This window comes from Halomonas sp. H10-59, from assembly GCF_040070555.1.
GTDB lineage: Bacteria > Pseudomonadota > Gammaproteobacteria > Pseudomonadales > Halomonadaceae > Halomonas > Halomonas litopenaei.
Map to the genome: position 1 here is coordinate 4,470,571 of NZ_CP098828.1, position 24,762 is coordinate 4,495,332.

Annotated in this window: 23 protein-coding genes; 4 read left to right on the forward strand and 19 right to left on the reverse strand. The window is 66.6% G+C overall.

Annotated features, from left to right (window positions below; translation table 11 throughout):
• Window positions 1-2 precede the first annotated feature (2 nt).
• Window positions 3-422: a hypothetical protein gene (locus NFG57_RS19530; RefSeq protein WP_108132125.1), complete on the forward strand. Its 420-nt coding sequence runs from the start codon at window positions 3-5 to the stop codon at window positions 420-422.
• Window positions 419-766, forward strand: a complete 348-nt coding sequence (locus NFG57_RS19535; protein WP_108132124.1) for a hypothetical protein — start codon at window positions 419-421, stop codon at window positions 764-766. The genes NFG57_RS19530 and NFG57_RS19535 overlap by 4 nt, the downstream gene beginning before the upstream one ends.
• A 39-nt stretch (window positions 767-805) precedes the next feature.
• Here the strand turns inward: NFG57_RS19535 and NFG57_RS19540 are convergent, their stop codons facing one another.
• The 8 genes from NFG57_RS19540 to norR all read right to left on the reverse strand — a co-directional run bounded on the left by NFG57_RS19540 (window position 806) and on the right by norR (window position 9,404).
• Window positions 806-1,006, reverse strand: a complete 201-nt coding sequence (locus NFG57_RS19540) for a hypothetical protein (RefSeq protein WP_108132212.1) — start codon at window positions 1,004-1,006, stop codon at window positions 806-808.
• A 5-nt stretch (window positions 1,007-1,011) separates the two neighbouring features.
• Entirely contained in the window at window positions 1,012-2,997 is a 1,986-nt protein-coding gene (locus NFG57_RS19545; RefSeq protein ID WP_348814998.1) for a VWA domain-containing protein, read from the reverse strand.
• 8 nt (window positions 2,998-3,005) lie between these two features.
• Entirely contained in the window at window positions 3,006-3,833 is an 828-nt protein-coding gene (locus NFG57_RS19550; RefSeq protein ID WP_348814999.1) for a CbbQ/NirQ/NorQ/GpvN family protein, read from the reverse strand.
• Window positions 3,834-3,885: 52 nt separating this feature from the next.
• On the reverse strand, window positions 3,886-5,226 hold the full coding sequence (locus tag NFG57_RS19555; RefSeq protein WP_108132122.1) for a cbb3-type cytochrome c oxidase subunit I: 1,341 nt from the start codon (window positions 5,224-5,226) through the stop codon (window positions 3,886-3,888).
• Window positions 5,227-5,308: 82 nt separating this feature from the next.
• Entirely contained in the window at window positions 5,309-5,761 is a 453-nt protein-coding gene (locus NFG57_RS19560; RefSeq protein ID WP_045993522.1) for a cytochrome c, read from the reverse strand.
• 151 nt (window positions 5,762-5,912) lie between these two features.
• The gene (locus NFG57_RS19565; protein WP_348815000.1) at window positions 5,913-6,437 is read right to left on the reverse strand and encodes a SirB2 family protein; all 525 of its coding nucleotides are present in this window, start codon (window positions 6,435-6,437) and stop codon (window positions 5,913-5,915) included.
• Window positions 6,438-6,443: 6 nt separating this feature from the next.
• Entirely contained in the window at window positions 6,444-7,628 is a 1,185-nt protein-coding gene (locus NFG57_RS19570; protein WP_348815001.1) for an NnrS family protein, read from the reverse strand.
• 186 nt (window positions 7,629-7,814) lie between these two features.
• Complete coding sequence (gene norR, locus NFG57_RS19575; RefSeq protein WP_348815002.1) at window positions 7,815-9,404, reverse strand: nitric oxide reductase transcriptional regulator NorR; 1,590 nt, start codon at window positions 9,402-9,404, stop codon at window positions 7,815-7,817.
• Window positions 9,405-9,894: 490 nt separating this feature from the next.
• Between norR and hmpA the strand changes: the two genes are divergently transcribed.
• A complete protein-coding gene (gene hmpA, locus NFG57_RS19580) occupies window positions 9,895-11,079 on the forward strand; it encodes an NO-inducible flavohemoprotein (RefSeq protein ID WP_348815003.1) in 1,185 nt (394 codons plus the stop codon).
• Between the two features lie 215 nt (window positions 11,080-11,294).
• Here the strand turns inward: hmpA and NFG57_RS19585 are convergent, their stop codons facing one another.
• The 11 genes from NFG57_RS19585 to NFG57_RS19635 all read right to left on the reverse strand — a co-directional run bounded on the left by NFG57_RS19585 (window position 11,295) and on the right by NFG57_RS19635 (window position 23,049).
• The gene (locus tag NFG57_RS19585; RefSeq protein ID WP_045993526.1) at window positions 11,295-12,809 is read right to left on the reverse strand and encodes a tripartite tricarboxylate transporter permease; all 1,515 of its coding nucleotides are present in this window, start codon (window positions 12,807-12,809) and stop codon (window positions 11,295-11,297) included.
• Window positions 12,810-12,812: 3 nt separating this feature from the next.
• On the reverse strand, window positions 12,813-13,355 hold the full coding sequence (locus NFG57_RS19590; protein ID WP_348815004.1) for a tripartite tricarboxylate transporter TctB family protein: 543 nt from the start codon (window positions 13,353-13,355) through the stop codon (window positions 12,813-12,815).
• 46 nt (window positions 13,356-13,401) lie between these two features.
• A complete protein-coding gene (locus NFG57_RS19595; RefSeq protein ID WP_348815005.1) occupies window positions 13,402-14,373 on the reverse strand; it encodes a tripartite tricarboxylate transporter substrate binding protein in 972 nt (323 codons plus the stop codon).
• Between the two features lie 442 nt (window positions 14,374-14,815).
• On the reverse strand, window positions 14,816-16,255 hold the full coding sequence (locus NFG57_RS19600) for an amidase (protein WP_222516354.1): 1,440 nt from the start codon (window positions 16,253-16,255) through the stop codon (window positions 14,816-14,818).
• Window positions 16,252-17,544: a Zn-dependent hydrolase gene (locus tag NFG57_RS19605; protein ID WP_222516353.1), complete on the reverse strand. Its 1,293-nt coding sequence runs from the start codon at window positions 17,542-17,544 to the stop codon at window positions 16,252-16,254. The genes NFG57_RS19600 and NFG57_RS19605 overlap by 4 nt, the downstream gene beginning before the upstream one ends.
• 27 nt (window positions 17,545-17,571) lie before the next feature.
• Window positions 17,572-18,267 (reverse strand): ABC transporter ATP-binding protein, encoded by a 696-nt coding sequence (locus NFG57_RS19610; protein ID WP_108132114.1) that lies wholly within the window; start codon window positions 18,265-18,267, stop codon window positions 17,572-17,574.
• Entirely contained in the window at window positions 18,267-19,019 is a 753-nt protein-coding gene (locus NFG57_RS19615; protein ID WP_108132113.1) for an ABC transporter ATP-binding protein, read from the reverse strand. The genes NFG57_RS19610 and NFG57_RS19615 overlap by 1 nt, the downstream gene beginning before the upstream one ends.
• On the reverse strand, window positions 19,012-20,046 hold the full coding sequence (locus NFG57_RS19620) for a branched-chain amino acid ABC transporter permease (protein ID WP_240184216.1): 1,035 nt from the start codon (window positions 20,044-20,046) through the stop codon (window positions 19,012-19,014). The genes NFG57_RS19615 and NFG57_RS19620 overlap by 8 nt, the downstream gene beginning before the upstream one ends.
• Before the next feature lies 1 nt (window position 20,047).
• Window positions 20,048-20,908 carry a branched-chain amino acid ABC transporter permease gene (locus NFG57_RS19625; RefSeq protein ID WP_108132112.1) on the reverse strand — a complete coding sequence of 287 codons (861 nt, stop codon included), beginning with the start codon at window positions 20,906-20,908 and terminating at the stop codon, window positions 20,048-20,050.
• Between the two features lie 59 nt (window positions 20,909-20,967).
• Window positions 20,968-22,161 (reverse strand): ABC transporter substrate-binding protein, encoded by a 1,194-nt coding sequence (locus tag NFG57_RS19630; protein ID WP_348815006.1) that lies wholly within the window; start codon window positions 22,159-22,161, stop codon window positions 20,968-20,970.
• A gap of 108 nt (window positions 22,162-22,269) precedes the next feature.
• Window positions 22,270-23,049 (reverse strand): FCD domain-containing protein, encoded by a 780-nt coding sequence (locus tag NFG57_RS19635; protein ID WP_348815007.1) that lies wholly within the window; start codon window positions 23,047-23,049, stop codon window positions 22,270-22,272.
• Window positions 23,050-23,327: 278 nt separating this feature from the next.
• On the opposite strand from NFG57_RS19635, the gene NFG57_RS19640 reads away from it, so the two are divergent.
• Window positions 23,328-24,608 carry an aminotransferase class III-fold pyridoxal phosphate-dependent enzyme gene (locus NFG57_RS19640; RefSeq protein WP_348816206.1) on the forward strand — a complete coding sequence of 427 codons (1,281 nt, stop codon included), beginning with the start codon at window positions 23,328-23,330 and terminating at the stop codon, window positions 24,606-24,608.
• Window positions 24,609-24,762 lie beyond the last annotated feature (154 nt).

Here is a 24,762-nt window from a genome sequence, read left to right on the forward strand (position 1 = left end):
CAATGCATGACACGGATACTCAGCGCAGACGCCTGTGGCGCACCTGGGCCCTGTTGATGGGCATGACCCTCATCGCCATGGCCAGCGGCGCGCTGCATCGCGGCCCGCTGGCGCTCTGGGCCCTGGCGCTGGTGCTCGTTGCCAGCCTGGTCAAGGCGCAACAGATTCTCTCCATCTACCTCAACCTGCGTATTGCCCCCGCCTCCTGGCGAGGGGGACTCTTGGTACTGGTCGGGGTGATGGGGCTTGGGCTGGCGGCTGCTGGACTGCTGCCTCGCTGGATCGAGGCTCCTGGTGCGACCTCCGGTGCGACCGCCATCCCGGTCTCGATCCACAGCACCACAACGAATAACACCACTGATCGACGCAGCGATAGACACACTGAACGACACAACGAACGACAGGCACAGGAGCCCAGATGAACAAGGCCGTGGAAATCGACATGACCTTCGAGGAAGACCCCGGCGAGACCATTCGCCTGGTGGCGGTGGTCAACGACCGAGGCGACCTGACCTCGACTCAGGTCTACGGCTTCGCCCGCGACCGCGCGGAAGAGGAACTGGTGACCTACCCCTTCGTGCTGGATCGAGCGGGCGATGATCACTACCAGATCCGCTGGGGCTACGGTGACTGCACCGAGAGTGCGCTGAACTTCTCATCCCCCGCCGTGGCCCTTGGCCAGCGCGTCTATCGCGTCGACACCTACCGCACCGGCAGCGCCCGTTTCTGCTACGAGATCACCGGCATCAACGACCTGGTGCGCTGAACGGCTCGCGACTGACGGCCACCAACGGCGAGCGACCACTCAGCCCCGCAGCGCCCAGCGTTCGAGCCGGCGCCAGAGCCGCAGGGTGAGCCAGACCGCAAGGGGCACCAGCGCCATCAGCACGATGCCCCAGTCACGGTGATGGATCAGCCAGGCCAGCGGCGTGAACAGTATCAGCGCCGCAAGGCCGGCGGTGGCGAGCGCCAGCCGCTGGCGCCAGCGAGTCTGTGACGAAGACATGACGTTCATTGGGCCACCAGCTGTCGATAGATGCCCGGCAGCGCCAGGGCGAGATGCTCCGGACGCGGCACGATAGCGTAGCCCCCTCGACCGAAGATGCGGCCAAGATAGCGACTGGCCTCGCGATCGATGGTCACCCCGAATACCCGCACGTCTTCTCGCGCCGCCTCGCGCACCGCGTGGCGGGTGTCCTCGATGGCGTAGCGCCCCTCGTAGTAGTCGGTGTCGTTGGGTTTGCCGTCGGTCAGCACCAGCAGCAGCCGATGTCTTCTGGGGTGTTGGCCCAGCTCCCTGGCCAGGTGGCGAATGGCCGGCCCCATGCGGGTGTAATGCCCCGGCGTCAGCGCCGAAATGCGGCGCTCCACCCGCTCGCCCATGGCCTCGTCGAAGGCCTTCAACTGCCTGACCCAGACCCGATGCCGGCGCTGGGAGGTAAAGCTGTGGATGCTGACGTCGTCGCCGCAGCCGGCGATGCCGTGGCCCAGTACCATCAGCGCTTCCTGGGCCACGTCGAGCACGCGGCGACTTTCCAGCCAGGCATCAGTGGACAGCGACACGTCGATCAGGATGGACACCGCCAGATCACGCCCCTGGGGCCTGGCGTCGACGAACAGGCGGTCGCTGGCCTGACCGCCGGCGGCCAGGTCGCAGCGACTGCGGACCAGGGCGTCCAGGTCCAGCTCGTCACCGTCCGCCTGGCCCCGCAACCACTCTCGCCGAGGCCGCAGGGCCTCGAACTGGCGGCGTACCCGGCGTACCCGGCGCGTCGCCGCCTCGTCGCCCTGCCAGGGCTCGCCCTCCTCGATGGCAGGTTCGGCGATCACCCGGCAGTGGGCCGGCAACAGCCGGCCCTTGCGGTAGTTCCACTCAGGATAGAGGTGCTCGACGCTGGAACCAGCGGCCAGCGACTCGCCACAGGCGGCGTCGGGCGCCAGGTCCAGCGACATCTTCAGGCGTGAGGCGGCCCGTCGACGGTTGCGGCTCAAGGTGATCTCGTCGATCTGGTCGGCCGCCTCACGTGCGGCGTCTTCCTCCTCGTCATCCAGGTGGCGGTTGACGTTGACCATCTCCGCCCAGGACAGCATCTTTTCCGAGGCATTGAGCATCAGCGGGTCGTCTCGCTCGGCCTGATCCTGATAGCGGCGCTCGGCCTTGCGCCGGGCACCTTCCACCTCGGCGGCCTGGGGCGGAGCCGTCTCTTCGTCCTCGTCATCCTCATCGGTCGACCTCGAGACGCACTCGAGCGTCGACGCCTCGCCCCACAGCGGCACCGGCAGAAAGGGCCGATACCCCCGTGGCGCGCGCACCGACGGGCGCCCTTGGTCATCCGCCGCCTGCAACCAGGACCACCACTGGCGCGCGTCGCCTTCGGGACTGTCTTGCGTCTGGGCCTCGCTATCGAAGGATCGGTCGTCGCCCAGCAGGCGCCGGACCAGTGTCTCTACCGCAGCTTCTTGCGGAGGCAGGCCGCGACGCCGAGGACGCACGGCGAGCAGCGCCTGGCACAGCCGGGCATGGCGCCGGACGAAGCCCGGGTAGCGCGCAAGCGTCACCTCGGTTGAGCGCCGGGCCTCGGCCAGGCGCACCAGATCCTGTTCGAGTGGATCGTCGCAGCGCGCCACCGGACGGCGCTCGGCCAGCGACATGGCCAGCCAGCGATATAGATCGCGATTGAGCTCAACCTCAGGCAGCAGCGCCAGTCGCTGCGGCAGCAGCAGGTGCTCGTCGTCACGCCGCGAGACCTCCAGCGCCTCCTCGTCGAAGCCCAGGCGCTGACGCAGTGACAGGCGATGGCGCGAGGCGCGCTTGCCGATCGCATCCAGGGTGACGCCGGGGTCTCCGCCGCTGGCGCGAAACAGCACCCCCAGCGAGCGCGACACCTCCTCGAGGGTCACCGCCGCCTCGAGATATTCAGGATAACTGGCGGCACGTGACGCCCAGCGGTGCCAGTGACGCCCGACGAACTCCTCGACCTCGAGAAACTCCAGCATGGTGGTGGCTATCCGAAGGTGGCGGTAACGACGTCCTCGATGCCCTTGAGCACGTCGGGATCGTCACTGAGAGGCTCGAGCAGGGCCGCCCGGGCGGCGTCGAGCACCGGCATGCCGGCCTGGATCAGGCTGGCGCAGTAGATCAGCAGGCGAGTGGACACCCCCTCTTCCAGGTCCTGGCCCTTCATCGCCCGCAGGCGTGCCGCCAGGTTGACCAGGGCCTCGCAGCGCCCACGCGAAAGGCCGCTTTCATGGGCGACGATGTCGACCTCTGTGTCGGCATCGGGGAAGTCCAGCGAGATCGCCACGAAGCGCTGGCGGGTGCTCGGTTTCAAGGTCTTGAGAATGTGCTGATAGCCGGGGTTGTAGGACACCACCAGCATGAAGTCGACCGGCGCTTCGAGTCGCTCGCCGGTACGTTCCAGCGGCAGCAGACGGCGATCGTCGGTCAGCGGGTGCAGCACCACGGTCACGTCCTTGCGCGCCTCCACCACTTCGTCGAGGTAGCAGATGCCGCCTTCGCGCACGGCCCGGGTCAGGGGGCCGTCGGACCAGGCGGTATCACCGCCCTTCAACAGATAGCGTCCGGTCAGATCGGAGGCGGTCAGGTCGTCGTGGCAGGCCACGGTGTGCAACGGCAGCCCGAGACGTGCCGCCATATGGCGCACGAAACGGGTCTTGCCGCAGCCCGTCGGCCCCTTCAGCAGCAGCGGCAGACGCTGGCGGTAGGCGTGCTCGAACAGCGCGACCTCCTGGCCGGTCGGCTGGTAGAAGGGGATGTCGTCACGCACAGGGTCCTGGTGCAAGGCGCACCGAGACAGGGTTGCTTGGGTCATGAACAGGGTCCTCGAGACCATCGAGGCCGCCTGACGGCGGCCTCGATCGGGTTCAGCTGGCGGACATCGCCGGCTGGCCAGAGGCCGACCGACGGGCCGGACCGAACAGCGCGTAGAGCAGCAGCACCGCGCCCACCGTCACCGCGATGCCGGTGCCCAGACGCATGGTGTAGAACAGGCCGAGCTGGTCCTGCACCTCCATGTAGTTCATCCCCAGCACCCGCTGCAGATGGGTCTGCACCGCACCGGCGAAGGTCAGGGTGAAGGTCATGAAGCACATGGCCGAGGTCAGGATCCAGAAGCCCCACATGTTGAGCACCTGGTTGAACGGCTGGCTCCGACGCAGCTGCGGCATGGCGTAGGTGATCACGCCGAGGATCAGCATCACGTAGGCGCCGTAGAACGCCAGGTGGCCATGGGCGGCGGTGACCTGGGTGCCGTGGGAGTAGTAGTTGATGAACGACAGGGTGTGCATGAAGCCCCACACGCCGGCGCCGAAGAAGGCGACCGTCGGGCAGCCCATGGTCCACAGCATCGCGGCCTTGTTGGGGTGGTTGCGCGACCCCTTCCAGAACATCACGAAGGCGAACACCACCATGGCGAAGAACGGAATCACCTCAAGGGTAGAGAAGATGCTGCCGATGGCCTGCCAGTAGCCCGGCGTACCGATCCAGTAGTAGTGGTGGCCGGTGCCCAGCAGCCCGGAGAACAGCGACAGGCCGACGATGACGTAGAGCCACTTCTCGATCACTTCGCGGTCGACGCCGGACATCTTGATCAGCAGATAGCCGAGCAGCGACGCCATGATCAGCTCCCACACGCCTTCCACCCAGAGGTGAACGACCCACCACCAGTAGACCTTGTCTACCGCCAGGTTGCCGGGGTTGTAGAAGGCGAACAGCCAGAATACCGCCGCCAGCCACAGGCCCAGCATCAGCACCAGGTTGATGGTGGTCTTGCGGCCCTTGAGCAGGGTCATGCTGGTGTTGTAGAGGAAGATCAGGAAGGACACCGTGATCAGCACCTTGACGAAGAAGGGCTGCTCGAGGAATTCACGTCCCTCGTGGATGCCAAGCTGATAGCACACCAGGGCGGCGACCCCGGCCACCACAAAGATGCCCAGCTGCAGGTAGGCCAGCATCGGGCTATGAATCTCCCGTTCGGCCTCTTCCGGCATCAGGTAGTAGGTGCAGCCCATGAAGCCGATCAATAGCCACACGATCAGCAGGTTGGTATGGCTGACGCGGATAATGTTGAACGGCATCAACTGGGCCAGGAAGTCTGGAAAGACGTAGACCAGCGCCGCCATGATGCCAAACACCAGCTGAAGGGCAAAAAGCCCCATCGCCACCAGGAAGAAGGCGTAGGCCACCTTCTGTGTTTCATATTTCATTTTTCATGTTCCTCCACGGTTTCCCCTCACGCGACGGGTACGCCATTGCGATCTTGTCGATATGTCACGCGAACCCACCGACCTATCCCGATACGTGGGGCGGCCAGTTCTGATCATCGATAGCGTCGGTCCACTCGAGGAAATCGATCAGCGAGGTCATTTCCTCGTCGCTCAGATCGAACTGCGGCATCTTGCGCCGCCCTGGTACGGCCAGCGGCTGAGCGCGCATCCAGGCCGCCAGTCCCGCCCTTGCCGCCTCAGGGTTTTCGCGCCCGTGATAGCGGGTCCAGACATTGGACAGTTCAGGCGCAAAATAGGCCCCCTCACCCATGATGCTGTGACAGTTGATACACATGTTCTTTTCCCACACATGCTTGCCTTCGCGTACCGAATCGGTCAGCGGAAGTGCGCTGGTGGACTCCGTCACGATGTACCAGTGACTGTGAGCAGTCAGCGCTACAAAGATCAGGAAAAAGAACAGTGAGCCCCCGTAGAAGATGTTGCGTGCTGCGGATTTTGTCAGACCCTCGGCCATGACCACGTCTCCTCATTGTTTGGCCCATGGTGCCGGAGAGTCAGACCTCCCTGGCCCCGTTGACCATTGTATTGAGGAGCGCTCTTCTATACCTGAGTTAAACACTCGGAATATGACATGCATCACCAAAATTCTTGATTGATTCGCCCCATCAACCACTTAAACATTCGCCGGGACTATCGGCGATAAACGATGAAATTGACGAGACAAGATGACGACAATATCGCCGCTGACAGGAGAAAAAACCAACGCCATTGAGGTAAATCAATGCATTGCAATAAAGAAGCCATACCAGCCAGGACAGGACGCTGTGTCGGTGCGCGGCGCCAAGCATATAGACGAAGATCAGCAGCGCCAGGCAGGCCGACAGCGCCCGCGTTCGGACGCTGGCAGCTCGTCGAAGCGCCAGACTGCCGAAGCCGACATAGGCCAGCAGGGCGGTCAGCTTGGCCGCAAGCCATGGCGTCTGTTGAGGCCACTGGGTGGTGAGCACCATCAGCGACAGCCCCGCCGCCAGCAGCAGGGTATCGAGCAGATGGGGCAGCACACGCACCCAGGGGCGCTTTAGCCAGGAAGAGCCGGTCACTGACCACAGCGCGCGCAGGGCGAAGAGAGCACCGCTGACCAGCGCCAGCGACACATGCAGGGACTTGAGGGTGAGATAGAGCGGTAACATCTGAGCCTAGCCGTCCTGACCGTCGACACGCGGACTGCCGAGAATCGGCACGTAGTGGGCCAGAAAGATGGCGTAGCCGAGACACCACAGGAGGATGCTCAGGCTGTAGACCCAGTGGGTGACCGAGGGCCACAGCGCCAGCACCAGCGAGCGCGACAGTCCCGCCGCCACCAGCAGGCCCAGAGCCACGCCGATGCCCGGCAGGCAGCGCATGGGACGGCCGGTATGGCCCAGCGACACCCGCGACATCATCGACAGCATCATGGTGCCCATGGCACCCACGGTGATGGCGTGGACACCCAGCTCAGCCCGGCCCACGCCCCACAGCCCCAGGGCCCACAGCAAAAGCCCCAGCGGCACGAAGGCGTAGCTCAGGTGAAGGCTCCACAGCAGGGGTTCACGTCCGGTGGCGCGGCCTTGCCAGCGTATCAGGCGCAGCGGGTGGGCCAGCGCCGCCGCCAGCAGCGCCAGCGCCAGGACGCTGTCGGGCAGACCGACACCCAGGGTGCGTGCAAGCTGCAGCACCACCGCCAGCGCCAGGCTGCCGAGCGCCAGCCCCTCGAGCCAGGGCAGCGCCGGGCGGCGCTTCAGGCCCAGCCGGTTGGCGGTGAACATCGGGATCACCCGACCGCCCAGCACCCCCATGATCAGCGTCACCAGCAGCACCGCCAGGTAGGACGACTGGCGCACCAGCTCAGGGTCACCCTGGAGCACGCCCAGATGGCTGCCCAGGTTGGCACCGGCGAGGATCGCCAGCACCGGCACGAAGATCAGGTTGCGCCAGCGCTTCGCCCGGATCACCATCACCGCCATCACGGCGCAGACGATCAGCAGAAAGCCGACGTCCAGTGCCATCACCAGCGCCTGTGGCAAGACAGGAAAGGCCAGCCCCAGCCTGGCCGCCAGCCACAGTGCGACGAGCCCCAGCAGCGGGGCGCCATGCAGCCCCCTGAGGCCGGTCCAGGTCTGCACCGCGGTCAGCAAGAACCCCGAAACCACCGCCCCCACCACACCGAACAGCATCTCGTGCTGGTGCCACCACAGCATGCCCGCCCGGGGCGACAGCACGAAGATGCCGTGCCAGAAAGCGAGCCACACCAGCAGGGCCACCACGCTGAAGGCCGCCGCCAGCAGGAAGAAGGGACGAAAGGCGAGGCGCGCAAGAGGCAGACGAGCGGCGACGGATGACATGGCGAGTACCTGAGTAATTCACTTGGTCTTGTGAAGTCTGGCCCGCTTTGGACAACATCACCATGATGCACATCAAAGGCACTGCCGATGCCGCAAACCTGACTCACCCTGGCAAGCCCTGCATCTCCCACCCCAGCCCCAACCCCGCGACAGCCTCGCACGCCCTTGGCGATGACCAGGACAGAATCAGGCCTTTAGCCCCAGCCGCCGCGCCAGGCGATGCAGATTGCCGGGGTCCAGCCCCAGCCGGCGAGCCGCCCCTGCCCAGTTGCCTTCAGTGTCCAGGGCCTGCCGGATGCGCTCGCGCTGAAAGGCCTCGGTGGCCTCCCGCAGCGAGGGCTCTCGATCCAGCACCTCGCCCGCTGGACGATCGGCCGGCGACACGGCGCTTCGGGACGTGTCGCCTTGCGCTGCGGGCGCGCCAGTGACCCGGGCTGTCGCCGGCGCCAGCCCCAGGTGCTCGACCTCGATGCGTACGCTACGGCGGCGAGCATCGGGCGTCCCGAGCACGTCCACCGAGGCCAATGCCAACAGCGAGGCACGTGCCAGCAGCGACTCCAGCTCACGTACGTTGCCGGGCCAGTGCCAGGCCGCCAGCGACACCCGCGCGGCCTCGCTCAGGCGCAGGTTGCCGACGCCGAGACGCACCCGGTTCTGCTCCAGGAAGTGTCCGACCAGCAGCGCCAGGTCCTCGGGACGCTGGCGCAGCGGGGGTACCTCCAGCGGAAAGGCGCTGAGCCGGTGATAGAGATCCTCGCGAAAGCGTCCCTGGGCGACCTCCAGGGCAAGATCCCGGTTGGTCACCGCGACCACCCGAACGTCGACATGCTGGAGCCGATCGCTGCCCAGCGGCTGGACCTCGCCTTCCTGCAGCACCCGCAACAGCTTCGGCTGCAGCTCCAGCGGCAGCTCCCCCACCTCGTCCAGCACCAGGGTGCCGCCGTCGGCCATCTGGAAGTGCCCGCGATGGTCGCTGGTTGCCCCGGAGAACGCCCCACGCCGATGGCCGAACAGGGCGCTCTCGATCAACGAGGCCGGCAGCGCGGCGCAGTTCACCACCACCAGTGGCCCATCGGCACGTCGCGAGCCGTGATGGAGGGCATGGGCGATGCGTTCCTTGCCGACGCCGGTCTCGCCCAGCACCAGCACGCTCATGTCGGTGGCGGCGACCAGCTCCACCGAGGCCATCAGCTTGCGCATGGCGCCACTGCGCCAGCCAGTCAGCCGACGCGGCAACTGGCCGTGGTCATCGCGCTGCAGGGCGAGCTGCAGGCGGGCGCCGTCCAGGCGCCGGGACAGCCGCAGGCAGGTGCCCAGCAACTCGGCCGCCGCCAGCAGGCCCTGGTCATCCAGCTCGGCCAGCGCCCCCGGGGTCAGGGCGTCCAGGGTGACCATGCCGATCAGCTCATCACCGTCGCGCAACGCCACCCCCAGGCAGTCATGGACAGGGCTAAGACCGTCATCCAGCAGCCCGTCGTAGGGATCAGGAAGGGGCGAGTCCGCGGCAAAGCGGCAGACCCCCGGCGCCTCGGCGATGGCGGCGAGGCGAGGATGCTCGCTCAAGGCGAAGGTCCTGCCGGCCACGCCCTCGGGCAGGCCGATGGTGGCCACCGGCCTGAGACCGGAGCCCTGCGCCACCAGCAACGCGCTGGCATCCGCCGCGGTGGGGGCCACCAGTGATTCGAGCACGCCCTGCCAGGCCTCGGCGAGCTCGGGGCCCTGCTCATCGCCCAGGCGCTGCAGCAGGGCACGCAGGCGTCGTAGAAAGCTGACCACCTCGAATGTCCTTTTGACTATAAACAGTGTCAAAACGATAGCACTTGCAGTGTCAGATCGACATGCAATCTCGATTTCATTCGCAAGAGTTACCACTGCCCAGGGCGAATACCGGGACAGAATCGGGTCGGAAACGTGGCCGGGAACCGGGCCAGAAAAAAAGGAGCCGGGTAGCGTGACCAGCGCTCTCGACAAGCGCCCTGTGGATCCACACTGCCCGCTCATTACCCGCTCTGGATCACCCACACTGTGGCAAGTTGGCGCACCTCAAGCGAAGCGGCATATCGCTTGCTCCATACAGGGTACAGAAAGGCGACGAGCGATACGCCCCGACCCCGTGGAAGCACCGCAGGTGTCGAGGCATATCAACCGATGCTCTGTTCACAAGCTGTAGAGAAAAAGTAGGCCCAAACGAGCCAGGCCTCCGACGCGGTGAAGGTTTTTTGCCACAGTGGGAGCGCGCTGCGCCATATCCCTGACAGGAGACGCCATGACCACCGCTGCCCAAGACGCCATCATCGATGCCACCGCCCCTCTGGTCGCCGAACACCTCGACGCCATCACCGCCCGTTTCTATCCGCTGATGTTCGAGCGCTACCCGGAGGTCAAGGCGGTGTTCAACCAGGCCCACCAGGCCGACGGTGGCCAGCCGAAGGCGCTGGCGCGAGGGGTGCTGGCCTATGTCGGCCTGCGCCGCCAGCCCCAGGAGGTCATCGACTCGATGCAGACGGTGATCAGCAAGCACGTCTCGCTGGGCATCCAGCCCGAGCAGTACCCCATCGTCGGCGAATGCCTGATGGCCGCCATCGGCGAGGTGCTGGGCGAGGTGGTGACGCCGGAGATCGCCGACGCCTGGGCGGCCCTGTACAACGACCTGGCCGCGCTGTTGATCGCTGCCGAAGCCGAGCGCTACCAGGCCTTCGCCGAGCGCCCCGGCGGCTGGCGTGGTCTGCGCGAGTTCCGTGTCGCCCAGATCCAGCGCGAGTGCGAGGTGATTCGCTCCTTCACCCTGGAGCCAGTCGACGGCCAGCCGGTGGCCGACGCCGAGCCCGGCCAGTACATCGGCCTGCGTCTGGCGGTGGACGAGGCAATCGTGCATCGCCACTACAGCCTGTCCGGCAGCCCCAACGGCCGTAGCTATCGCATCTCGGTGAAACAGGAGCCGGGCGGTCTGGTCAGCAACTTCCTGCATCAGCAGATGCGCGTCGGCGACACCCTGGAACTGCTGCCCCCCGCCGGTGAGCTGACCCTGGAAGATGGCGACGCGCCGGTGATGCTGATCAGCGGCGGTATCGGCCAGACACCGATGCTGCCGCTGGCGCGCCAGGCCCTGGCCCAGGGACGCCGGGTCTGCTACGTCCACGCAGCCCGGAACATCGACCACCACGCCTTCCGTGGCGAGGTCGAGGCCCTTGCCCGAGACTATCCGCAGCTGCTGACCCGGGTCTGCGCCTACGAGGAAGGCGACGGCGGCGACATCAAGGGCCGCCTCGAGCGTGAGCTGCTGGCCCGCCTGCTGCCTGGCGGCGACGCCCAGTGCTACTTCGTCGGCCCGCCGCCCTTCATGAGCGCCATCGACAGCCATCTGGCAGAACTGGGGATCCCCGAGCAGCGCCGTCACTACGAGCACTTCGGCCCCTCGCGTCCGCTCGACCATAGCAAGAGCGTCGCCTGAGCCGCAGCTGGCTATCTTGTTCGACGTGTCTGCGCTGCGCCGCCGTCATGAAAACTTCGGTCCCTCGCGTCCGCTCAGCAACACCAGTAGCGTCGCCTGACAAGCACGTCTGGCCATCGCGTTCACTCAGCCCACCACGACAAGGCCGCGCCCGAGGGCGCGGCCGAGGGCGCGGCCTTGTCGTGTCTTGCGGCGGTCGCTCACTGGCCAGGACATCAGGCGTGCTGTCGCGCCTCGGGCTTTCTCACCACCATGAAGTAGTAGAACACCCCGGTCAGCGCCAGGAAGAACAGGCTGTCGGGACTGGTGAGGAAGATCAGCGGGTTGCCGTCGGACAGCGACAGCGAGCGTCGGCAGTATTCCTCCAGGCTCGGGCCGAGCACGAAGCCGAGCAGCAGGCAGGCCACCGGATAGCCCTGACGCCGCAGCAGGAAGGCGAGCACCCCGAACACCAGCGCCAGTCCCATCTGGAAGATCGAGTAGGTAGCCACGTAGCAGCCGACCAGCGCGATCACCGCGATGCTGGCGTAGAGCACATCGCGGCGAATCGAGACGATCCGCACGAACCAGGGTCCCAGCACGTAGAGCGTCAGCGGCACCATCACCAGGGCCGCCACCAGCAGCGCCATGAACATCGGTGCCACCAGCGCAAGCTGGCTGTCGAGGAACTGCGGCCCGGGCTGCAGACCGTTGATCACCAGCACGCCCAGCACGATAGCGGTGGTGGGATCGCCAGGAATGCCGAACGACAGCATCGGCACGAAGGCGCCGCTGCACATGGCGTTGTTGGCGCCCTCCGCCGCCGCGATGCCTTCCACCGAACCCTTGCCGTACTTCTCCGGGTGGCGTGAGCTGCGCATGGACTCGGCGTAGGCGACAAAGGCCGCCATGGAGCCTCCGGCGCCTGGCAGCACGCCGACGCTGTAGCCGATGATGGCGGTCTTGACGTAGCGATAGACGCCGATTTCACGCACCTCGTGCCAGGGTGGAATAAAGTCCCGGCGGCGAATGACGCTGGCCTTGATGGCGTCGACCTCGACGGTGCGCGAGGCGCGGTTCTGCGACTGCACCAGCAGCTCACTGACGGCGAAGGCGCCGATGACCAGCGGCATGATGTCGATGCCCTGCATCAGCACGCCGGTGCCGAAGGTGAAGCGGGTGACCGGCTGCATCACGTCGATACCGACGGTGGCCACCATCACCCCCAGGGTGGTGGCGACCAGGCCCTTGGAGATGGCCCCACGCTGGGAGATGACGATCACGATCAGGGCGAAGGCGATCAGCGAGAACTTGCCCGGCGTGCGAATCAGCAGCGCCGCCTCGGTGGCCAGCGGCGCCATCACCATCAGCATGATGGCGCCCAGGGCACCGCCGATCATCGACGCCAGGGCGGCGTGGCCCAGCGCCTTGGCGCCCTCGCCCCGCTGCTGCATGGGGTAGCCCTCGATGGCGGTCATCATCGAGGCCGGGGCACCGGGAATATTGATGGTGGTGGCGGTGATGCTGCCACTGCACATGCCGGCCATGAAGATGGCGGCACAGGCGACCAGCGCCGCGGTGATGTCGAGGCTGTAGGTCAACGGCAACAGCAGGGCGATGGCCAGCATCGAGGTGAGCCCCGGCACGGCGCCAAAGAAGGTGCCGATCAGGTAGCCGCCGATCAGGTAGGGCAGGATGTCGGGCTGCATCAGCACGGCAAGGCCCTTGGAGAGTTCGATCAGATAGTCCATGGGTCAGATCCAGGGCGTCGGCAGGCGAACCTGGAACACCAGCTCGAAGAGCCCGTATCCCAGCAGGGTGATCACGCCGGCCACCAGCGCCTTGAACGCCAGCGCCTGCGGCGAGGGCCGCCCGGTGGCGAAGGCCAGCGTCATGCTGAAGGCGTAGAGGAAGGTGGCGATGAAGTAGCCAAGGTGGGCAAACAGGGCGATATAGACGGCGGTGAGCAGGGAGACAGCCACCGGCCCTCGCCACGCCGCCACCTTTGCATCGCCACTGTTGTCGCCGCCCTCGTCGCTTTCCCCGGCACCGGCCTCACCACTGGCCGCCTCGCCACTGGCCGCCTCGCGTCGATCGGCGAGGATCACACCACCCAGCGCCAGCAGCATGACCACGGCGAGCGCCACCGGGAAGAAGGAGGCGGTCAGGGCCCCATTCCTGATGGGCGGGGCGATCTTGAACGCCTCCAGCAGATAGATCAGGGTCAGGGCCAACAGGCAGACGACGACACCTGTCGGCCCCGTCAGCCAGGTCCCCAGGCGGGAGAGCGATTTCATCGGGAGTCCTCCGGAAAAGAGCCGCCACCGCGGTGGCGGCGCGGGCTTACTGGCCGATCAGGCCGGCTTCCTTCAGCTCGTCCATGCGCGCGAACAGCTCACCCTGGGTCTGTTCGGCCCAATCCTCGACCTCATCGGTGCCCAGCCAGTTGGGGGTGACACCGACGTCGACCAGCCAGTTCTGGAATTCCTCGCTGTCGTAGGCCTGCTGATAGGCCGCCTCTAGGGCCGTCACGGCGTCGTCCGGCGTATTGGCAGGCGCCGCCAGGATCACGAAACTGCCCATCTGGATGTCGTAGCCCAGCTCGGTTGCCGGGGGCACGTCGGGGAAGCTCTCGCTCTGGACGTCGGTGAACTCCACCAGGCCACGGGCGTCACCCGCCGAGATCAGCGATTCGAAATCACCGAGGCTGGTCAGCGCCAGGTCCACCTCGCCGTTGAGCAGAGCCTCCTTCTGGGGCGCCGCACCACCGGGATAGGAGACGATCTTGAACTCCACCTCGGCCTGGTCCTGCAGCTGCAGCAACGTCAGGTGGGTCCGCGAGCCCATGTTCTGGATACCGGCGCGGATCTCCCCCGGCGCGGCCTTGGCGGCTTCGATCAATGCCTCGAGGCTATCGAAGCGCGAATCCTCCGGCACCACGACGGAGTCCGGCTCGCTGGTGATCCGCGCGATCAGATCCAGCTTGTCGATATCGTAGCCGGCCAGCATCCCCTGCCACGGGATGGTGACGACGCTATCGTAGGTCAGCGCGATCAGGGTGTAGCCATCGGGGCGCGCACCCAGCGCCTGCACCAGGCCGTTGGCGCTCATGCCGCCTTCGATGTTCTCGACGTAGACGGTGCCCCCCAGCGGCTCCTCGGCCAGGTTGGAGATCTTGCGCACGATACCGTCGGTACCGCCGCCGGCGCCCCAGGGCACGATCATGCGAACGTCGCGCTCCGGATAGTCCGCCGCGACCGAGGCACTGACGACCAGCGCCAGGCCACCCAGGGTCATGCTCATCGACTTGCGCATCTCTTCCACTCCTTGCCACCGTCAGGGCAGTGCTTGTTGTTGGCTTGCGGGGACGGCCGACGCAAGGCGGTGTGGCCGTTCCTGTGGGGACTGCTGCTCTTGTGGTTGCTGCTCTTGTGACGACTACTTCGGCTTTTGCACTTAAGGTATTACATCATACAAAGCATTCGTGTACCCAAGATAGCCAGAGCATGACGACTGCGAAATGCGACTTTAGTGAGGGATATCCGTCTGTCGGCGCGGCATCGGGTGCCATAAGAAGGCGCGGCCCCGGGCGCCACAAGAAGGCGCTTCATCAACTGGGCGCCACAAGACGGCGCGGCATGAATCGGGCACCATGAAAAACGACAGGGGAGCCGATCGGCCCCGCTGTCGTTTGCGGTCGACTCTCTATCACCCTCGCCGCATCGTCCGCTGTATCCGCCTTGAAGGACGGAGCGCTTTAACCGAGCCCCGGCGGGTTCAGCCGAGGCAGGCGCGCCTGCAGCAGCGCGGCCGCCTGCATGACCCTGTCATCGCGGAACTTCGGCCCCACCAGATGCAGCCCCACCGGCAGGCCCTGGTCGTCCAGCCCACAGGGCAGCGACGCCGCCGGCTGCTGGGTCAGGTTGAATGGATAGGTGAAGGGGGTCCAGTCCATCCATTCCCGGTAGGGGCCCCGCGGCGGCACATTATGCCCGGCCTCGAAGGGCGAGATCGGCATCGTCGGGGTCACCAGCAGATCGAAGCGCCGATGAAAGTCGGCCATGCAAGCGGTCAGCTCGGCGCGCCGGCGGCGGGCGTCGAGATACTCGGCCAGGGGAATATCGGCGCCGCGACGGGCGATCTCGAGAAAGCCGGGGTCCAGCAGCGCCTGCTGCTGTGGCGACAGCCTCGAAAGCGCCTGGGAGGCGCCGGAGAACCACAGCGTATTGAAGGTGTCGATGGGATCCTCGAAGCCCGGGTCGAGGCGCTCGACCCGAGCCCCCAGCGCCTCGAGTTCACTGGCGGCCTGCTCCACCCGGGCGCGGATATCCGGCGCCACCTGAACGTAGCCCAGATCCAGGCTCAGCGCGACGCGCCAGCCACGCAGGTCCTGCGGCGGCGGCGCGCGCCAGTCGATGGGACAGGGGCCGCCAAGGTAGCCGTCGCGAGCGTCCGGCTGCGCCAGCAGGCTCATCATCAGGGCGCTGTCCTCGACACTGCGGGTCATCGGTCCCAGATGCGACAGGGTGCTCATGGCGCTGGCCGGCCACTGGGGCACCCAGCCGAAGGTCGGCTTGATACCGAAGGTGCCGGTGAAGCTGCAGGGGATGCGGATGGAACCGCCGGCGTCGCTGCCCTGGTGCAGCATGCCGAGGTTGAGCGCCGCCGCCGCCCCGGCGCCCCCGGAGGAGCCCCCCGGGGTCAGCGCAGGATTCCAGGGATTGCGGGCGATGCCGTGGAGCGGATTGTCGGTCACCCCCTTCCAGCCAAACTCCGGCGACAGGGTCTTGCCGACGATGATCGCTCCGGCCTGGCGCAGAAAGCCGCTGACCGGGGCGTCCACCTCCATCGCGGCGTCCGGGTCGCTGGTGCGCGAGCCCATGCGGGTCGGCATGCCACGGGTCAGCGTCAAATCCTTGATGGTGACCGGGATGCCATCCAGCGGGCCGCATGGCGTGCCCTCGCGCCAGCGCCGGGTGGAGGCCTCGGCGGCACGCAGCGCCTCGTCGCCGGCGACATGGGCGAAGGCGTTGACCCTTGGGTTGTCCCGGGCGATCCGCGCAAGGCAGTCCTCGATCACCTGGCTCGGGGTCAATCGCCGCTGACGAAAGGCCTCGAGCGCCTGGCAGGCGCCCAGCTCGGCCAGGGCCGGCTCGTCGCTGGCCTGACGCCCAGGGGGGAGCGTTGCCTGACTCATCGCTGCCCTCCCTCGGCCCGAGCGGCAACGCCGGCGCTGTCCAGCACCGCGTGGAGCAGCACGTTGCAGCCGGCGTGCAGGTCCTCCGGCGTGGCGTACTCGATCTCGTTGTGACTGATGCCACCTTCACAGGGCACGAAGATCATCGCAGTGGGCGCCACCCGGCCAAGGAAGATGGCGTCGTGACCGGCACCACTGACGATGTCCATGTGCGACAGGCCATGGGCCTCGGCGCCGGCACGCACCGCCTTGACGCAGGTCTCGTCGAAGGCCTCCGGCGGGAAGTCCGCGGTGGGCGTGAGCTCCGCCCGCAGACCGTGGCGCTGGCTGACCTCGGCCACCACCTCGGCGAGCCGGGCGGCCATGTCCTCGAGGGCGTCCGATTCCAGATGCCGCAGGTCGACGGTCATCCGCACCTGGCCGGGAATCACATTGCGCGAGCCCGGGTGGGGCGTCAGTACGCCGACGGTGCCGCGCCCGTGGGGCGCCGCCTCGTTGGCCATGCGGTTGACCGCCAGGGTGATCTCGGCGGCGCCGACCAGGGCGTCCTTGCGCAGGTGCATGGGAGTGGGGCCTGCGTGGGCCTCGACGCCGGTCAGGGTGACATCGAACCACTTCTGCCCCAGCGCGCCGATCACCACGCCCAGGGTGGTGGCGGTATCCTCGAGCAGCGGCCCCTGCTCGATATGGGCCTCGAAGTAGGCCTTCACCTCGTCGAGGTCCACACGGTCGCTGCCGCGATAGCCGATGGCGTCCAGCGCCTCGCCGACACTGACCCCTTGGTCGTCGCAGCGGGCCAGCATCTCATCGAGGCCAAGCTCGCCGGTGAACACCCCGGAGCCCATCATGCAGGGCGGAAAACGGCAGCCTTCCTCGTTGGTCCAGGCCACCACCTCGACCGGGGCCCGGGTGGTGATGGCGTGCTGGTTGAGGGTGCGGATGACCTCGAGCCCGGCCAGCACGCCGAAGCAACCGTCGTACTTGCCGCCGGTGGGCTGAGTGTCGATATGACTGCCGGTCATCACCGCCGGCATGCCGGGCTCGCTGCCCGCCCGTCGGGCGAAGATGTTGCCGATGGCGTCGATGCGGATCTGGCAGCCCTCGGCCCGGCACCAGTCGATGAACAGGTCACGGGCCTGACAGTCGAGTTCGGTCAGCGCCTGGCGATTGACGCCCCCCTTGGGGGTCGCGCCCAGCTCGGCCAGGGTCATCAAGGATTGCCACAGGCGCTCGCCGTCGCTCTTGAGCACGGCGCCGGCAGCCTCGGATGGGGTCACGGAAACGGTCATGGGTATCGTCCTTGCAAAAGAGTGGTCTCAGGCGCTCAGGGCCAGGTAGCGATCACGCACGCCGGGATCGTCACGGAAGTCGTCGGCGCTGCCGGTGTAGACGATCTGGCCCTGCTCGAGGATGTAGTGGCGGTCGGCCACCGCCTCGCAGACCCGCAGGTTCTGCTCGACCAGCAGCACCGACAGGCCCTCCTCGCGGATCGCCTTCAATATCTTGACGATCTCGTCGACGATGACCGGGGCCAGGCCCTCGGTGGGCTCGTCGAGCAGCAGGATCCGCGGGTCGTTGAGCAGCGCCCGGGCGATCGCCAGCATCTGCTGCTCGCCCCCGGACAGGGCGTTGCCGCGGTTGCGGCGGCGCTCCTCGAGGCGCGGAAACCAGCGATAGATGTCGGCCATCTGCCAGCGACTGCCGGCGCGTACCGCGATCTGCAGGTTTTCCTCCACGCTGAGGATGCTGAAGATGCCGCGGTGCTCCGGCACCAGCGCCACGCCCTGGCGGGCGATGCGAAACGGCGGCTGGCCAAGCAGCGACTGACCGTTGAGCTCGATGCTGCCGGCGGGAGTGTCGACCAGCCCCATGATGCTCTTCAGGGTGGTGGTCTTGCCGGCACCGTTACGCCCCAGCAGGGTCACCAGCTCGCCCTCGCCCACCGTCAAAGAGACGCCTTCGAGCACATGGCTCTTGCCGTAGTAGCTGTGGATATCCTTGATCTCGAGCATCAGGCGGCCTCCCCCAGATAGGCGTCACGCACGCGGGCATCACTGCGCACGGTCTCGGGGTCGCCCTCGACCAGCACCTGCCCGCGGTTCATCACGGTGATGGTGTCGCTGATCGACATCACGATGCTCATGTTGTGCTCGATCAGCAGGATGCTGTGGTCCTTGCCCAGCTCGCCAATCAGCGAGGTCATGCTGGGGATATCGTCGATGCCCATGCCCGAGGTGGGCTCGTCCAGCAGCAGCAGCTTGGGCCGCGGGCAGATCGCCATGCCCACCTCGAGGATGCGCTGCTGGCCGTGGGACAGCTCCCCTGCCGCCACCCCGGCGCGCTCGGCAAGACCGATGCGCTCAAGGATCTCGTCGGCCCGAGCCAGGTGCTCGCGGCGCTTGTTCAGGCGTTGCCAGAAGTTGAGCGCACGCCAGCCGTCGATGCCCTGGGCGGCCAGGCGCAGGTTTTCGTGGACGCTGAGCTCCTGGAACAGGCTGGTGACCTGGAAGGAGCGCGACATGCCCAGGCCGACCCGGCCGTGGGGCGGCTCCCTGGTAATCTCGCGGCCATCGAGCAGGATGCGCCCGGCGGTGGGCCGACGCTCACCGGTGAGGCAATGGAACAGGCTGGTCTTGCCGGCGCCGTTGGGTCCGATCACGGTATGGATGCTGCCGCGGGCGATACGCAGGCTGACTCCGTCCACCGCCCGAAAGGCACCGTAGGCCAAGGCCAGGTCGCGGGTTTCCAGCAGTACGTCAGTCATGGCTGGCCTCCTTGTGCGGTTCGGCGTGGTTGCCACGGCGTCGCTCCAGCAGGCTCGACAGCCCGCCCCACAGACCGCCGCGCATGAAGATCACCACCGCGATCAGCGCCACGCCCAGCAGTAGCATCCAGCGCGGCCAGATCGACGACAGCAGGTCGCCCAGCAGCACGATGGCGCCGGCGCCCAGCAGCGAACCGAACAGCGAGCCGGTCCCGCCGATGATGGTCATGATCAGGATCTGCTCGGACATCAACAGCTCGATATTCGACAGCGGCACAAAGTTCAGCAGCATGCCGTAGAGCGCCCCGGCCAGGGCGGTGATGCCGCCGGACAGCACGAACACCATGATCTTGAACAGGCGGGTGTCGTAGCCCAGCGCCGAGGCGCGCTGCTCGTTTTCGCGGATCGCCAGCAGGGTGCTGCCGAACGGCGAGTCGGTGATGCGCCGGGCCACCACGTAGATCAGTGCGAACAGCGTGGCCACCAGGGCATAGAAGGCCAGCGGCGAGGCGAAGCTGATCAGGGTCGTCTCGCCCACCGCCAGCGGCGGGCGCGGCACGTCGAGCAGGCCATTGTCGCCACCGGTCCAGTCGCTCAGGGTGTAGGCCAGGAAGTAGGCCATCTGGGTCAGCGCCAGGGTCAGCATCACGAAGTAGATGCCCTTGCGCCGGATGCACAGCATGCCCACGCCGAGTGCCAGCACACAGCCTGACACCACGGCGATCAGCAGCGCGCCGATCAGTCCCGCGTCGAGATGGATCATCGCCAGCGCGCTGATGTAGGCACCGGCGCCGAAGAAGATCGCCTGGCCGAAGGACAGAAGTCCGGTGAAGCCGAGCAGCAGATTGCAGGCCAGTGCGGCCATGGCGAAGATCAGGATCTCGGTGGCCAGGGTGGCGGAGGGCAGCACCAGCGGCAGCAGCACCATCACCGCCAGCATCGCCAGGGTGGTGCCGGCGCCGAGACGCCCCTTGAAGCGGCGCCGGCCCGGGTTGGCAGCGGCGGTATCGAGTGTCTTGGTCATCATCTCATGCTCTCCCGAACAGTCCGTGGGGACGCAGCAGGATCACCACCGCCATGGCGGCGTAGATCATCAGGCTGGCGCCCTGGGGCCACAGCGAGGTCATCAGGCTCTGCACTACGCCGACGATCAGCCCCGCCACCAGGGCGCCGGTGAAGGACCCCATGCCACCGATCACCACCACTACGAAGGCCAGGCCCAGCACCTCCGGCCCGATGAAGGGGTGCGCCCCGCGCAGCGGCGCCGACAGCACCCCGGCAAGCCCCGCCAGACCCACCCCGAGGGCGAAGGTGATGGAGAACAGGCGAAAGATGTTGGAACCCAGCAGCGATACCATCTCGGTGGACTCGCTGCCGGCGCGCACCAGCGCGCCGAAGCGGGTGCGTTCGAGCAGCAGCCACAGCACCACCGCCACCAGGGCGCTGAAGCCGATCAGAAACAGCCGGTAGTAGGGGTAGGCGAAGTTGCCGATGCGTACCACGCCCTGCAGTGCCTCCGGGGTGGGGATGCTCTTGCCCACTGGGCCCCAGATCATGATCGACAGCTCCTGGATGATCAGCGCGATGCCCAGGGTGACCAGAATCTGGAAGGTATGCGGCAGGTGGTAGATGCGCTGGATCAGGCTGCGCTCCAGCGCCCAGGCCAGCAGCGCCACCAGCAAGGGGCCTGCGATCAGCGCCAGCCAGAAGTTGCCGGTCAGGCTGACCAGGGTGTAGCAGAGGTAGGAGCCCACCAGAAAAAAGGCCCCGTGGGCGAAGTTGACGAAGTTCAACAGTCCGAAGATCAGCGTCAATCCCACCGAAATCAGGAAATAGATCATCCCGAGCCCCAGACCGTTGAGGATCTGGAACAGATAGACGTTAAGCATGGTCCCGACTCCTGTCGTGCCGGGGACGCCGTCCCCGGCAGATTGGCAAGCTGACAGCCTTACAGCTGGCAGGGCGAGTCCTCAGGGGTGACGAAGGAGCGCCCGGCGCTGATCACGTCGGCGTAGTCGTCGGGGTCTTCCATCTCGCCCTCGGCCTTGCCCTTGAGCAGGTAGTAGTCCTTGATCACCTGATGGTCGGAGGCGCGGATGGTCTCCTCACCGGTGGGGCCCTGGTAGTTGTAGCCTTCCAGCGCCTCGATCAGCGTCGGACCTTCGCTGGCCCCGCTGGCATCGGCCACTTCAAGCATCACGCGGGTCATGGTGTAGTCGGCAGCCAGGGGATAGGTCGGAGTGATGTCGTAGGCCTCGCGCACCGAGGCCACCAGCTGCTGGTTGAAGGGGGTGTCGACCTCGTGCCAGTACTGGGCGCCGAAGTAGATGCCGTCGACGTTGGCAGCGCCGAGTTCCTCGAACTGGTCGAGGCCCGCCGACCACACCATCAGGATGTCCATCTGCTCGTTGAGGCCGAAGTTGCGCGCCTGGCGCAGGGCGTTGGAGGACTGGGAGCCGAAGTTCAACAGCACCAGCACGTCCGGCGCCGCCGACATGGCGTTGGTCAGGTAGCCGGAAAACTCCTGCTCCTGCAGCGAGTGATAGCTGTTGCCGACGTGCTCGACGCCGAACTCCTCGAACACCGCCTTGGCGTTGTCCAGCAGCGCCTCGCCGAACACGTACTCGGGGGTGATGGTGTAGAAGCGCTTGGCCTCGGGTAACGCCTCGATCAGCGGCACCAGGGTCTCGCGGATGGCCCCGTAGGTCGGCACCGACCAGCGGAAGGTGGACGCGTTACACTCGCTGCCGGTCAGCTCGTCGGCGCCGGCGGGGGTCATGAACACGCCCTCGACGCCGGCGACTTCCTTGCCCACCGCCAGCGCCGTGGATGACAGGGTGGCACCGTTGAACAGTCGCCCGCCGTCCTGGTTGATCGCTTCCTGCACCTTGCGGATGGCGCGGCCGGCGTTGCCCTCGGTGTCCAGGCTGACGTACTCGATATCGCGGCCGAGGGTTTCTCGGGCCTCTTCCACCGCCAGCCGGGAGCCCATCTCGGCGTACTTGCCGTAGCTGGCGAAGGCACCGGAGAGGGACTTCACCCCGTAGAAGGTGAGCGGCTGTTGATCCTGGGCCAGCAGCGGCTGGGTCGCCAGGCCAAGGGCCAGGGCGGAAAGCATCAGGGAGGTCTTGCGCACAGTCATTGTTGTTCCTCTTTTTTCGACGTCATCGGAGTGGATGAGGGGTCGCTGGCGTGGGGTGGCAGTTGTTGTCATTGTTGGTTGGTTTGCCGCAGGTCGGGGGCCAGGAGGCTAGCCGCCCGCCTCGCCGAGGGCGTCAGGTGAGACCAGGAACTGCTTGGCCATCTCGCCCTCCAGGGCCGACATATGGTGCTCGGCGTCACACATGTGCTCGTACATCAGGCGGCGCACCGCCTCGCGGTCGCTGGCCTCGAAGGCCTCCAGCAGGGCGATGTGATAGCGGATGTTCGATTCATCGAAGGCGTGGCGCTCCGGCTTGTAGGCCTTCTTGATGACGACCAGGTCGCGCAGCAGGTCGTTGAGGAAGGTGCTCATGAAGCGCAGCAGCGGATTGGGGCAGTACTCGGCCAGGATGTTGTGAAACTCGAGTTCCAGCATGCGGTGCTGGCGCTGGCTGAGTTCGTCCTCATGGGGGCGCTGGCACTGATCGATGTTGTCCCGCAGCCGGGTCAGCCCCGCCGCATCGAGCCGGTCCAAGGCCGAGACCGCCACCTCGACCTCCACCATCCGCCGCAGCTGATAGACCTGGCTACCGTCCACGTGCTGGAAGTGCAGAAAATTGCGCAGCGCTCGGCAGGCCGGATCGACGGTCACCTCGCGGATGATGGCGCCGCCACCGGGGCCGGTCTTGAGCGCGACCAGGCCTTCCACCTCGAGCACCCGCAGCGCCTCGCGAATGGTGCCCTTGGCGCATTCATAGCGCTCCATCAGGGCCTTCTCGTTGGGCAGGCGGTCACCCGGCGACAGGTTCTCCATCACGATCTTCTGCTTGATGTCCTCGCAGATCAGGTCCGCGAGCTTCTGTCGGCGCTGGGGAAAGGAAGTCGGCACGGATCGCCTCGGTCATTTATTCGAATAAATATAAGGATTAGACCCGTTGCGTGAATTGGTCAAGAAAAGAAATCACCGTCACTAAACGTTTATCTTTACTCACGTGAACGACAACAAAGAGTGATTTTACAAACCTGAAGCCCTGTCCATGCTGAGTCCATGCCCGCCCTGCGGCCCCTGACTGGAGACTCGCCATGCTGACCTTCGACACCCTCGATACCCGTCCCGACGCCCACGCCGAGCGCGCTGCGGGGGCCGGGCTCAACCATCACTACTGGATGCCGTTCACCGCCCACCAGGACTTCCACCAGCATCCGCGGATGATCCAGGGCGCCGAGGGCCGCTACTTCATCGACGACCGCGGCCGCCGGGTGTTCGATTCGCTGTCGGGTCTGTGGACCAGTGGCGCCGGGCACAACCGTGAAGAGATCCGCGAGGCGGTGGCCCACCAGCTTGGCAGTCTCGACTTCGCGCCGAGCTTTCAGGTGTCCCATCCGCTGGCCTTCAAGCTGGCCGAGAAGGTCGCGAGCCTGACCCCGACGGGACTCGACCATGTGTTCTTCACCGATTCCGGCTCCGAGTCCGCCGATACCGCGTTGAAGATGGCCAAGGCCTACTGGCGACTCAAGGGTCGCCCGGAAAAGACCCGCATGATCGGCCGGGCCAAGGGCTACCACGGGGTCAACATCGGCGGCACCAGCCTTGGCGGCATCGGCGGCAACCGCAAGCACTTCGGTCAGTTGCTGGACTCGAGCCACCTGCCCCACACCCTGCAGCCGAACCAGGCCTTCACCCGGGGCCAGGCCGAGACCGGGGCCGAGCTTGCCGATGCGCTGCTCGAGCAGATCGCGCTGCACGACGCCTCCAACATCGCGGCGGTGATCGTCGAGCCGATGTCCGGCTCCGCCGGGGTCATCGTGCCGCCCAGGGGCTACCTCGAGCGGCTGCGCGAGATCTGCTCGGCCCACGACATCCTGTTGATCTTCGACGAGGTGATCACCGCCTTCGGTCGCAGCGGCGCGCGCACCGGCGCCGAGGCCTTCGGCGTCACCCCTGATCTGATGACGGTGGCCAAGCAGATCACCAACGGCTGCGTGCCGATGGGTGCGGTGATCGCCTCTGGCGAGATCCATAACACCTTCATGCACGCCGGCGGCCCGGGGCACGCCATCGAATTTCCCCACGGCTACACCTACAGCGGCCATCCGGTGGCCTGCGCCGCCGCCCTGGCCGCGCTGGACCTGCTCGAGCGCGAGGACTTCCCGGCCCAGGTCAGGGCTATCGCCCCGGCCTTCGAGGATCGCCTGCACGCCTTGAAGGGCCGCTCCCATGTGGTCGACATCCGCAACTTCGGCCTGGCCGGGGCGATCCAGCTGGCCCCGCGCGACGGTGATCCGGCCATCCGCCCGCGCGACGCCCACCTGGCGCTGTGGGAGGCCGGCTTCTATGTGCGCTTCGGTGGCGACACCCTGCAGTTCGGCCCTCCCTTCGCCACCACCGAGGCGGAGCTCGAGCGCCTGTTCGACGCCGTCGCCGAGACCCTCGACCGGCTCGACTGAGGCCGCTTGACTGGGGCCGCTCGACCAAGACCGCTTGCCTGAGCCCGCTCGCCTGGGGCCGCTTGCCGGTACCCAGCGCCCGGCTTATCCACCTGAAACCGACAGCCTGTGGACAACCTTTACACCCACTGTTCACAGCCTTATCCACAGCGCG